Here is a 12,801-nt window from a genome sequence, read left to right as displayed (position 1 = left end):
GTACAAGTTGTTGAAATTTAAACAGCTCATTCAATTTTTTAAAATGCATAAAAAACAGACAGTCATTTGATGTTTTAGGTGTATATTCCGGCTGCAATGCTAAATTTTAATTTTTATTGAGGATCAGTTTTTATAGCCAAACCCACTTATATTTATAGCTCCCACCTAACTTTTTCAGCCAATAAAAAACCCCAATGTCGCCATTGGGGTTTTTTAAAGATTAAAATCTAACGTATTACGCTAAACCTTTCTCTTTTAAAACTTGCAACATAGTAGAACCAAGCTCAGCTGGGCTACGCGTGTAAGCCATTCCCGCGCGTTCAAATGCAGCGAATTTCTCTTCAGCAGTACCTTGACCACCAGAAATGATCGCACCAGCGTGACCCATACGCTTACCTTTAGGTGCAGTTACACCAGCGATATACCCGACTACAGGCTTAGTCACGTTAGATTTGATGAATTCAGCAGCTTCTTCTTCCGCTGTACCACCGATCTCACCGATCATGATGATTGCATCAGTATCTGGATCGTCTTGGAACAATTGAAGTGCTTCGATCTGGTTCATACCTGGGATTGGGTCACCACCAATACCGATACAAGTAGACTGACCTAAACCAAGCTTAGTTGTTTGAGCAACAGCTTCATAAGTCAATGTACCTGAACGTGAAATGATACCAATACGACCTGGTTGGTGAATGTGACCAGGCATAATACCGATCTTACATTCGCCTGGAGTGATCACGCCTGGGCAGTTAGGACCAACTAAACGCGTACCGTTACCGTTCGTTTCCAAGTAGCGTTTTGCTTTAAGCATGTCGATTGTTGGAACACCTTCAGTGATCACAACGATCAGGCCAACACCTGAATCAACCGCTTCAACGATTGAGTCTAAAACGAATGGAGCTGGTACATAGATTACAGATGCATCAGCATTTGTTTCACGTACCGCTTCTTTCATTGTGTTGAATACTGGTAGGTCAAGGTGAGTTGTACCACCCTTACCTGGAGTAACACCACCAACAACTTTTGTACCGTAGTCTAAAGCTTGTGCAGAGTGGAAAGTACCGTTTTTACCAGTAAAACCTTGTACCAATACTTTAGTGTCTTTATTAATTAATACGCTCATGATTGATACTCCTTACGCTTTAACTGCAGCTACAACTTTTTCTGCGGCATCAGATAAACCGTTCGCAGAAATTAATTTCAAACCAGATTCATCAAGTAATTTAGCACCTAACTCAGCGTTGTTACCTTCTAAACGAACAACAACTGGAACAGTTACGTTTACTTCTTGAACCGCTGCAATAATTGCTTCAGCAATCATGTCACAACGTACGATACCACCGAAGATGTTGATTAAAACACCTTGTACAGAAGTATCAGCAAGGATGATTTTGAACGCTTCGATTACGCGCTCTTTGGTTGCACCGCCACCAACGTCAAGGAAGTTTGCAGGCTGACCACCATAAAGTTTAATGATGTCCATTGTTGCCATTGCAAGACCAGCACCGTTCACCATACAACCGATGTTACCTTCTAAAGCAACATAGTTAAGATCAAATTCAGATGCTTTTAATTCACGCTCGTTTTCTTGAGTTTTGTCACGTAAAGCAGCAACTTTAGGTAAACGGTAAAGCGCGTTAGAGTCGATACCAACTTTGGCATCTACACATAAAATATCGCCATTTTCACGAACTGAAAGTGGGTTAATTTCAAATAATGCAAAGTCATTTTCTACAAATGCTTGGTAAGCAGCGCCCATAATTTTTACAAATTGGCTCACTTGCTTGTCTTTCAAACCTAAAGCAAATGCAACTTCACGTGCTTGGAATGGTTGTAAGCCAACTAAAGGATCAACTTCAACTTTGATAATTTTTTCAGGAGTTTCTTCCGCAACTTTCTCGATTTCTACACCACCTTCGGTAGAAGCCATGAAAGTAATACGACGGCTAGAACGGTCTACAACCGCGCCCAAGTAAAGCTCACGCTCAACTGGGTAAACGTCTTCAGCAACGATAATGCTGTTTACTGGTTGACCATTTGCATCAGTTTGATACGTTACAAGACGAGTACCAATGATGTTGTTAGCAAATTCGATAACATCTTCTTTAGATTTTGCAACTTTAACGCCGCCAGCCTTACCACGACCACCAGCATGAACTTGCGCTTTCATTACCGCGAATTTACCACCAAGCTGTTCAAATGCAGCAACTGCTTCGTCTGCATTTGTTGCCAAGATACCTTCTTGTACTGGCATGCCATATTCTTTCAATAATGCTTTAGCTTGATACTCATGTAAGTTCATTTAGTTACCTACTATGTTGTTTGTGTGATACAGCCAGATCTTCTTAAAATCAGGCTGCTACATATTGAATAAATGATTGCCTGAACCAGACAATCATCATCATTCAAAAAAGTGTGGCAAACCACACTTTATGTTTTATTTACGCTTGCGTTGAATCGCGTGGATTGCACGACCGTCAACAGAAAGCGCTGCTTCATGTACAACTTCAGAGAAAGTTGGGTGACCGAAAGTCATCAATTGCAAGTCTTCAACCGAAGAAACGAATTCAAGCGCGATCATACCTTGGTGTACGATGTCAGATGCATTAGGACCCACAACGTGCATACCTAAAAGACGATCTGTTTTCGCATCAGCAACGAACTTCACAAAACCAGCAGTATCACCAGCAGCCAATGCACGACCATTCACCGCAAACGGGAATTGACCAGCTTTAACTTCATGACCTTTTTCAGCGGCTTGTTCTTCAGTTAAACCGACCCAAGCTGCTTCTGGATGCGTATAGATCACGCTGATGATGGTGTCGTAGTTCACTTGAGCAGCATGACCGTGGATACGTTCAACTGCCATTACGCCTTCTTCCATTGCTTTATGTGCAAGCATTGGACCGCGTACCAAGTCACCAATCGCATAAACACCTTCAACAGATGTTTGGCACTGATCATTGACATCAACCAAACCACGTTCAGTGAGTTTAATGCCAGAATCTTCTGCCAATAAACCTTCTGCATATGCTTTACGGCCTACACAAACGATTAACTTGTCAAAAACTTGTTCTTTGTCTTCACCAGCTTGGTTATATTTAACCGTTACTTCGCGACCATTGGTTTCAGCACCAGAAACTTTTGCACCGATACGGATATCTAAACCTTGTTTTTTCAAGATTTTTTGATATTCCTTCGCCAATGCTTTGTCTGCCATTGGTAAGAAAGCATCTAATGCTTCAAACACAACAACTTCTGAACCAAGACGACGCCATACTGAACCAAGCTCTAGACCGATCACACCTGCACCGATCACACCAAGACGCTTAGGAACTTCTGGGAATTTTAATGCACCAGTAGAGTCAACAATCAAGTCTTCATCAACAGGAGCAACTGGAATATTGACAGGTACAGAACCCGTTGCAAGGATCACGTACTTCGGTTCTAAAACCTGTACATCACCTTCAAACGGTGTGAATTCTACTTTTTTACCTGCAAGTAATTTACCCGTACCTTGTAACCACTCGATACCATTACCTTTCAGTAATTGAGCAACACCACCGGTCAATTGATCTACAACTTTGTCTTTACGTGCCAACAAAGTGTCTAAATCAAATTTAACTTCACCCGTGGTAATACCGTGTTCAGCAAGTTCGTGAACAGTTGCTTCGTAACGGTGAGAAGAGTCAAGCAATGCTTTAGAAGGGATACAACCCACGTTTAAACAGGTACCACCTAAAGATGGCTTACCGTTGTGAATACGTTTTTCGATACAAGCAACTTTGAAACCAAGTTGAGCTGCACGAATTGCCGCTTCATAACCACCAGGTCCACCGCCAATAACAACAAGATCAAACTGTTGAGACATCTTTATCTCCAATGAATCTCCCCTATCTTCTTTTATCAGAGAAGAAATTTCACAAACCCAGAAACTAATCAGACTTGTGAAAGTCCCTCTTGTAATTCAAGAGGGACTTAGGGGGATTTTTAAATAAAAAATTATAGGTCAAGAATGAGTTTAGCTGGCTCTTCTAACAATTCTTTGATTGTTACCAAGAAACCTACCGCTTCTTTACCATCGATTAAACGGTGGTCATAAGAAAGTGCTAAATACATCATTGGCAAGATTTCAACTTGACCATTCACCGCCATAGGACGCTCTTGGATTTTATGCATACCCAAGATTGCAGTTTGTGGCTGGTTTAAAATAGGTGTTGAAAGCAATGAACCGAAAGTACCGCCGTTGGTGATTGTGAACGTACCACCAGTCATGTCTTCGATGCCTAACTTACCGTCACGTGCTTTAAATGCATAGTCACGGATACCGTTTTCAACTTCTGCATAGTTCATACGGTCAGTATCACGAAGTACAGGAACAACCAGACCACGGTCAGAAGAAACAGCTACACCGATGTCATAGAAACCGTGATAAACGATATCGTCGCCATCAATAGATGCGTTTACAGCTGGGTAGCGTTTTAATGCTTCAGTTGCCGCTTTAACGAAGAAAGACATAAAGCCTAAACGAGCACCATGACGTTTTTCGAAAGCATCTTTATATTGCTTACGCATTTCCATGATTGGCTTCATGTTCACTTCGTTGAACGTAGTTAACATTGCAGTTTGTTGTGTAGCCGCCAATAAACGTTCAGCAACACGCTTACGTAAACGTGTCATTGGAACACGTTTCTCGATACGCTCGCCTACAGCAACGCTTAATGGTTGAACTGATGCAGCTGGCTTATGGTTCGCAACATCTTCTTTAGTGATGCGACCACCACGGCCTGTACCTTGAACGTCAGCAGCATTGATACCGGTTTCAGACAATGCTTTACGTACTGCAGGTGCCTGGTTTTGATCAACCGGTTGAGTTGATGCAGCAGCCGCAGGTGCAGATGCAGCAGGCGCCGCTTCTGCTGGTGCAGCAGCTTCAGGAGCAGCCGCAGAAACAGCACCAGCTTCGAATTGAGCAATCACTTCGTCAGAAAGAACGGTATCGCCTTCATCTTTGATGATTGCAACAAGGCTACCATCAGCTGGAGCAACCACTTCTAAAACAACTTTATCGGTTTCAATGTCACAGATCACTTCATCACGTGATACAGGTTCACCTACTTTCTTGTGCCAAGTTGCGATCGTACCGTCAGCAACTGACTCTGGAAATACCGGTGCTTTAATTTCGGTTGCCATTATTTAGAATCTCCTGATTGTTCAACTTCAATAGCAAGTGCGTCATTGATGAGCTGAGCTTGTTGTTTTGCATGCAAGTATGGCGAGCCACAAGCAGGTGCGGCAGATGCTTCACGACCAGCATAGCTAATACGGATTTGTTTACCAGATTTAAGAACGTCTTCATACAAGCGAGGAACGATGAATAACCAAGCGCCTTGGTTCTTCGGCTCTTCTTGTGCCCAAACAAGTTCTTGAATGTTTGGATACTCAGCCATAACTTCAGCCAAGCGTTGTTCTGGGTATGGATACAATTGTTCGATACGAACGATCGCAACATGGTTAAGACCAAGTTCACGACGTTTTTCAAGCAAGTCGTAATAAACCTTACCACCACAAAGCACTAAGCGAGTTACGTCTGCTTTATTGATTTGATCAATTTCATCGATCACGGTTTGGAATGAACCGTTTGCCAATTCATCAAGTGTTGAAGTCGCAAGTTTATGACGTAGTAATGATTTTGGTGACATTACAATCATTGGCTTACGAATCGGACGAACTGCCTGACGACGTAACGCATGGAAAATTTGCGCAGGAGTCGTTGGGGTCATCACTTGCATGTTGTCTTCAGCACAAAGCTGCAAGAAACGCTCTAAACGTGCAGATGAATGCTCTGGACCTTGACCTTCATAACCGTGTGGCAACAACATGGTCAGACCACAAACACGCTCCCACTTGGTTTCACCCGAAGCGATAAACTGGTCAATTACAACTTGCGCACAGTTTGCGAAGTCACCGAACTGCGCTTCCCAAACGATCAAGCTTTTCGGCAAAGTAGTTGAGTAACCGTATTCAAATGCCAGTACAGCTTCTTCAGACAATAAAGAGTCATAAACCGCAGTACGTGGCTGATTCTCTTTGATGTGGCAAAGCGGAATATAAACTGAACCATCAACTTGGTTGTGCAATTTCGCATGACGGTGCGAGAATGTACCACGACCTACGTCTTCACCAGTGATACGTACCAGGAAACCATCATCAAGCAAAGATGCATAGGCTAAAGTTTCAGCCGCACCCCAGTTCAGTGGCATTTCACCTGTTTGCATTTTCGCACGGTCATCGATGACTTTTTGAACTTGGCGTTGCAATACAAAACCTTCTGGCAATGTATTCATCTTCTGACCAAGCTCTTTCAAACGGTCGATGCTGAATGTTGTATCCCAGATGTCTGTGTATTCATGGCCCAAGTATGGCGTCCAATCCACAAACATTTTTTTGTTCGGCTCGCGAACCAGTGCATTGGCAACGTGGTTACCCGCTTCCAGATCAGAACGGTAGCCTTCAACCATGGCATCAGCACTTGCACGGTCAAGAATTTTTTCCTGAACCAGCTGATCAGCATACAACGTACGTGTCGTTGCTTTCTTGCTGATGACTTGATACATCAATGGTTGTGTTGCAGATGGCTCATCCGCCTCGTTGTGACCGCGACGACGGTAGCAGAACAAGTCCAGAATGACATCTTTACGGAATTCATGACGGAAGTCATGTGCAATTTGAGTGGCAAAAATAACCGCTTCAGGATCATCACCGTTTACATGGAAAATCGGTGACTGAATCATTTTCGCAACGTCAGTACAGTATTCGGTAGAACGTGTATCACGTGGATCAGAAGTCGTGAAGCCCACTTGGTTATTGATCACGATATGGACTGTACCGCCCACTGTGTAACCACGGGTTTGTGACATCTGGAAGGTTTCCTGGTTCACACCTTGACCTGCAAACGCAGCATCACCATGAACGATAACAGGAAGAACGTCATCACCGCCAATGTCTTTACGACGTACTTGACGCGCACGAACCGAACCTTCAACCACTGGACCAACGATTTCCAAGTGCGATGGGTTAAACGCCAATGCCAAGTGAACTTCGCCGCCTGGTGTCATGACGTTTGAAGAGAAGCCTTGATGATACTTCACATCACCTGAACCTTTTTTATGCAGGCTCTTACCTTCGAACTCACCGAAAAGATCAGCCGGGTTTTTACCCATGATGTTAACAAGCAGGTTGAGACGACCACGGTGTGGCATACCAATCACAACTTCTTTACAACCGACACTACCAGCACGTTGAATGATTTCGTTCATCATTGGAATAAAAGACTCACCGCCTTCCACACCAAAACGTTTCGCACCAACGAATTTATTACCGAGATACTTTTCCAGGCCTTCAGCAGCAGTTAAACGCTCCAGGAAACCTTTTTTCTGATCATTGGTATAGTTGAATTTGCCGCGAACACTTTCCAAACGCTGTTGAATCCAACGCTTTTCTTTAGTGTCAACGATATGCATATATTCTGCACCAATTGAACCGCAGTACGTTGCTTCCATGGCTTCAACCATTTCAGACAAGGTTGCTTCTGCTTTTCCAATGGCGAGGTTGCCTGTATTAAATACAGTATCAAGATCAGATTTGGTTAAACCGTGAGCAGATAAATCGAGGTCAGGAACGTCTTCGCGTTTCGCAAGACCTAATGGATCGAGTTTAGCTTTTTGATGACCACGGTTACGGTAAGCAGCGATGAGTTGTAATACACCAATTTGACGACGCTCATGTTCTGTACTTACAGTGCTTTGAACAACAGGTTGAACTCGGCTTGCATTACGGCCCAGAAGGAGGAATTGCTCGCGCACACTGCCGTGTGGTTGATCACCTTTAGGGTATTTATCGAAATATTCACGCCAATCCTCTGACACTGAGGTTGGAGAAGTTAGGTACTGTTCGTATAGCTCTTCAATATACGCTGCACTATCAGCGGAAAGTTCAGTGTCAAGACGCAATGCGTCAGCAACTTCTTGCATTTTTGGACCCATTTCCTATTGCAAAAAATAATACAGGCTGCCTTTTAAGCACACCCATGATTCATAGTGCCAAATTGGTAACACGACACTACTACCCAAGGTAATCCAACCCTGAGACATTATTACTACACATCAGGAGTAATCCCTGTGATGTAACAAATGAGCCATGCACCTTCAATTCAAGGCACATAACTCATTCTTCATACTCGATGAAATCGAGCAATTTTTTGCAAATCATTTTAGAAAAATTAACTAAATTTTTAACTTTTCTAAATTGACTTTCTCACTAAAACCTGTACAAATCTTGAAGGCTTTCTTAATTCATAAGCCCAAGAATCTGCTTATTTTTTGATTCCAGTTGTGGCAGAAATCCTAACATGTTCTCAAGCTTGGATTGATTTTTTTGACACATACCACCTATAAAGCAGCGAAATACACATATCAAATTATATTCTAATATACCGCCCTTTTGATAAAAGTTGCACTCCAATCGATCAAAAATAAACATTCTCTACAAATATTGCACAAAGCGCATCCAGTTTGATTAAAAATAAATCAACCTAGTCACGATATCGATTTTAATGATTTTAATTAGCAACAAAATCCATAAATATTTGAGGCTAAATTTCTCAAATTCAAGTCAGGTTTTACTCAGGCAGTTACTTTTCAACCAGTCGTTAAGCTTTCGCAAAATAAAAAAAGAAGCCCCTTGCGGGGCCCCTTTCTGGCTTAGAAAAAACGAATTAACCCGCTTGATCTAATAACATGTTACGAATGTGACCAATTGCCTTTGTCGGGTTCAAACCTTTAGGACATACAGATACACAGTTCATGATCCCTTTACAACGGAACAAAGAGAACGGATCGTCTAAACGAGCCAAACGCTCTTGTGTTGCTGTATCACGAGAGTCAATGATAAAGCGATACGCATTTAACAATGCAGATGGTCCAAGGAACTTATCAGGGTTCCACCAGAATGATGGGCATGAAGTTGAACAACATGCACAAAGAATACATTCATATAGACCATCTAAGTGTTCACGCTCTTCTTGAGACTGTAAACGCTCTTTCGCCGGAGCTGGCTGGTTATTGATCAAGAACGGCTGAATCTTGTCATATTGGTCATAGAACTGGTTCATGTCTACAACCAAGTCTTTTACCACAGGTAAACCTGGTAAAGGACGGATTACAATCTTCTCTGGCAAGTCGTTCAAGTTCCACAAGCACGCCAAACCGTTTTTACCATTGATGTTCACACCATCCGAACCACAAATACCTTCACGGCAAGAGCGGCGGAATGTTAATGATTCATCCTGCACTTTCAACGCAAGTAACGCGTCAAGCAACATACGGTGCTTGTCGGTTAACTCAAGTTTGAAGGTTTGCATGTACGGCGCTTTATCCTTATCAGGATCATAGCGGTAGATTTCGAATGTACGAGTGCCTCTACTCATCTTGGTTCTCCCGATTAGAATGTACGTGGTTTAGGTTCGATTGCTTCAACCGTTAACGGGCTGAAACGCACTGGCTTATATTCAAGACGGTTGTCTGATGAATACCATAAAGTATGCTTCATCCACTCATCATCACGACGACCGTAAGAGTAAGTTGGGTGATCCGGTGCTAACTCATAGTCAACCACGGTATGCGCACCACGACATTCTTTACGTGCAGCAGCAGAAATCAAGGTCGCCTTCGCAACTTCATACAAGTTTTCAACTTCTAACGCTTCAACACGTGCAGTGTTAAATACGCGAGACTTGTCTTTTAAATGAATGTTGCGTACGCGTGGTTCAATCGCAAGGATTTCTTTCACACCTTTGTCAAGCAACGCTTGGGTACGGAATACACCTGCGTGATCTTGTACGATGTCACGGATTGCATCAGCAACTTCTTGTGCATTTTCACCAGTCGTTGATTCATCCAGTTTACGTACACGCTCTAAGGTATTAACCAATACATCTGTTGGAAGCGGTGCATAGTCATCACCATGATGTTTGGTCACGTAATCAATGATGTGTTCGCCCGCTGCTTTACCAAATACCACAAGGTCAAGCAATGAGTTGGTACCTAAACGGTTTGCACCATGTACCGATACGCAAGAACACTCACCAATCGCGTAGAAACCTTTTACCGGCTTCACATAGTCACGCGTACCTTTATAAGAATACTCTTTAGTATCCTTATCGTAGTGCGCAGAGAATTCACCCTCTTCCACACCATGCGGCACAACTACTTGACCATGAATGTTGGTTGGAATACCACCCATTTGATAATGGATTGTTGGTACTACCGGAATCGGTTCTTTGGTACAGTCAACGTTTGCGAACTTCTTACCAATCTCATAAACAGATGGCAGACGTTTCATGATTGTTTCAGCACCTAAATGCGTCATATCTAGCAAGATATAGTCGGCTTTAGGACCACAACCACGACCTTCTTTAATTTCCTGGTCCATAGAACGTGATACGAAGTCACGTGGCGCCAAGTCTTTTAAAGTCGGTGCATAGCGTTCCATGAACGGTTCGCCGTCCTTGTTACGAAGAATCGCACCTTCACCACGGCAACCTTCGGTTAACAATACGCCTGCGCCCGCAACACCCGTTGGGTGGAATTGCCAGAATTCCATATCCTGTAATGGAATACCTGCACGAGCAGCCATACCAAGACCGTCACCAGTATTGATATATGCGTTTGTAGATGCACGATAAACACGACCCGCACCACCAGTAGCAAATAAGGTTGCTTTAGCCTGGAATACCGCAATGTTACCGGTTTCCTGGTCAATCGCAGTTACACCAAGCACGTCACCCGCTTCGTTACGGATCAAGTCTAATGCAATCCACTCAACGTAGAACTGGGTGCCCATTTTCACGTTGCTTTGGTACAAGGTATGCAATAACGCATGACCAGTACGGTCGGCAGCAGCACACGCACGTGGAACCGCTTTTTCACCGTAGTTAGCAGAGTGACCACCGAATGGACGCTGATAGATCGTACCATCTTGGTTACGGTCAAACGGCATACCTAGGTGTTCAAGCTCGTAAACAACTTTTGGCGCTTCACGGGTCATGAACTCGATTGCGTCCTGATCGCCTAACCAGTCAGAACCTTTAACCGTGTCATAGAAGTGATAGTGCCAGTTATCTTCTTGCATGTTACCTAACGACGCACCAATACCACCCTGGGCAGCAACCGTATGCGAACGTGTCGGGAATACTTTGGTCAATACCGCAACTTTTAAACCCGCTTGAGCAAGTTGGTAAGCAGCGCGCATACCAGAACCACCACCACCGACGATAACGGCATCGAAAGTGAGGTTTTGAATATTTGAATAATCTTCTTTAGGGTTAATAGCGCCCATGATCTCTTCCTATCAATTTGCCCAGAAAATCTGGATACCCCAGATTGCGTACACGATCACTGAAATAATGACAGCAGAAGTAAGTACAAGGCGTAAACCTGAAGCTGAAGGACCCATTTGACGAGTCGTTACATAATCAGTAAAGACTTGCCACATACCAATCCAAGCGTGTGCAACCAGCGATAATACTGCTAATAAAGAAAAGATCTTCATTGGCAAAGTCAGCATAAAGCCAGCCCATTGTTCATAACCAAATCCGCTATGGCAAAGGATCCAGCCTAATAAAACAATAGTGTATGCAGCCAACACTACAGCACTGATACGCTGGATATACCAATCGCGTGAACCTGAACCTGTTAAACCTGTAGCACTTTTCATTAGAACATAATCCATACAAAGGCTGCGACGATACCGATCACAGATAAGATCAATGAAACTGTAGCCGCGATACGACCGCTTTGTAATTCTTCAGCAAAACCGAGGTCAGCAAGTAAATGCTTGATCCCTGCGATTAGGTGGAAAATTAATCCAGCTACAAATACCCATACGACAAAACGTACAAGGATATTTCCGAAAACGACATTTTTAACGTAGTCAAATCCTTCTGGTGAAGATAAAGATTTATCCAAAATCCATAAAAGAACAGCGACTAATAAGAAAACGATTACACCTGATAGACGGTGTAGAATTGATGCAATAGCCACGGGTGAGCGTAAATTTACCGCTAACACCTGACCCATGGACAAATTGACAGGTCTGTTGCTTTTCACAGCGGGCATCCTGTAGGTAGAAACTCCATCCGGAGTTTGTTTGAATTAATTCAAAGGAAAGCTGGCATTGTTAGGCAAGCACAGCACATGCCTAACCTATAAACGACATCGAATTATAAAACGTGAAATATCAAAATACAAACAATCAGCTTTCGCTTTAGTCGAAAAAAACTTTAAATAAGAATCATTCACATGCATAATAATGACCAAAAAAACTACATGCTCAGACAAAAAATACTATCTAGTTGTTTTGTAATGATAAAATTAAGATACTATTTTTTATGGATAGTTTCTAATTTAATAAATTCTTTTCTTATATTTTCTCAAAATAATTCGTTTTTAAGTTTTTATTTGTCCAAATAATCACAGTTTATGCATACTTCAAAATAATAGCGCTCATTTATATATTAAATATAATCAATTAATAATCTATTTTTATAAGTCAGCCCCAGAAATCAATCAGTCATTTTTTATACAATCAATTGCACCAAAATGAATCAATTATTAGTTTAAAAGTCACGTTTTAAATTGTTTTTTTAATGACCAGTACAGGCTAAGCATAGGGAAACACAGGCTTTTGAAAAGCGATAAGTATTTATTTTATAAGCAGCAAAATCTTGCCTCCCTAAAA

General features: G+C 42.5%; 9 protein-coding genes. All 9 read right to left on the bottom strand.

Going from position 1 to position 12,801, the window contains the following annotated elements:
- Positions 1 to 235 precede the first annotated feature (235 nt).
- The 9 genes from sucD to sdhC all read right to left on the bottom strand — a co-directional run bounded on the left by sucD (position 236) and on the right by sdhC (position 12,179).
- A complete protein-coding gene (gene sucD / locus ACINWC323_RS12140; protein ID WP_003655479.1) occupies positions 236 to 1,126 on the bottom strand; it encodes a succinate--CoA ligase subunit alpha in 891 nt (296 codons plus the stop codon).
- 12 nt (positions 1,127 to 1,138) lie between these two features.
- A complete protein-coding gene (sucC, locus tag ACINWC323_RS12145) occupies positions 1,139 to 2,305 on the bottom strand; it encodes an ADP-forming succinate--CoA ligase subunit beta (RefSeq protein ID WP_005227098.1) in 1,167 nt (388 codons plus the stop codon).
- A gap of 135 nt (positions 2,306 to 2,440) precedes the next feature.
- Complete coding sequence (gene lpdA, locus ACINWC323_RS12150) at positions 2,441 to 3,874, bottom strand: dihydrolipoyl dehydrogenase (RefSeq protein ID WP_004652192.1); 1,434 nt, start codon at positions 3,872 to 3,874, stop codon at positions 2,441 to 2,443.
- A gap of 131 nt (positions 3,875 to 4,005) precedes the next feature.
- Positions 4,006 to 5,196 carry a 2-oxoglutarate dehydrogenase complex dihydrolipoyllysine-residue succinyltransferase gene (gene odhB, locus ACINWC323_RS12155; RefSeq protein WP_005227096.1) on the bottom strand — a complete coding sequence of 397 codons (1,191 nt, stop codon included), beginning with the start codon at positions 5,194 to 5,196 and terminating at the stop codon, positions 4,006 to 4,008.
- Complete coding sequence (locus tag ACINWC323_RS12160; protein WP_009510952.1) at positions 5,196 to 8,036, bottom strand: 2-oxoglutarate dehydrogenase E1 component; 2,841 nt, start codon at positions 8,034 to 8,036, stop codon at positions 5,196 to 5,198. The genes odhB and ACINWC323_RS12160 overlap by 1 nt, the downstream gene beginning before the upstream one ends.
- A gap of 743 nt (positions 8,037 to 8,779) precedes the next feature.
- On the bottom strand, positions 8,780 to 9,490 hold the full coding sequence (locus ACINWC323_RS12165; protein ID WP_005227092.1) for a succinate dehydrogenase iron-sulfur subunit: 711 nt from the start codon (positions 9,488 to 9,490) through the stop codon (positions 8,780 to 8,782).
- A gap of 14 nt (positions 9,491 to 9,504) precedes the next feature.
- A complete protein-coding gene (gene sdhA, locus ACINWC323_RS12170; RefSeq protein WP_005227091.1) occupies positions 9,505 to 11,400 on the bottom strand; it encodes a succinate dehydrogenase flavoprotein subunit in 1,896 nt (631 codons plus the stop codon).
- Between the two features lie 12 nt (positions 11,401 to 11,412).
- A complete protein-coding gene (gene sdhD / locus ACINWC323_RS12175) occupies positions 11,413 to 11,778 on the bottom strand; it encodes a succinate dehydrogenase, hydrophobic membrane anchor protein (protein ID WP_005227090.1) in 366 nt (121 codons plus the stop codon).
- A complete protein-coding gene (gene sdhC / locus ACINWC323_RS12180) occupies positions 11,778 to 12,179 on the bottom strand; it encodes a succinate dehydrogenase, cytochrome b556 subunit (RefSeq protein WP_050441709.1) in 402 nt (133 codons plus the stop codon). The genes sdhD and sdhC overlap by 1 nt, the downstream gene beginning before the upstream one ends.
- Positions 12,180 to 12,801 lie beyond the last annotated feature (622 nt).

Origin of the sequence: Acinetobacter sp. WC-323, from assembly GCF_000314615.1 — a bacterium.
GTDB classification, from domain to species: domain Bacteria; phylum Pseudomonadota; class Gammaproteobacteria; order Pseudomonadales; family Moraxellaceae; genus Acinetobacter; species Acinetobacter courvalinii.
The sequence above is the reverse complement of the archived record's forward strand: the minus strand, read 5'-3'. Positions and strand labels throughout refer to the sequence as shown.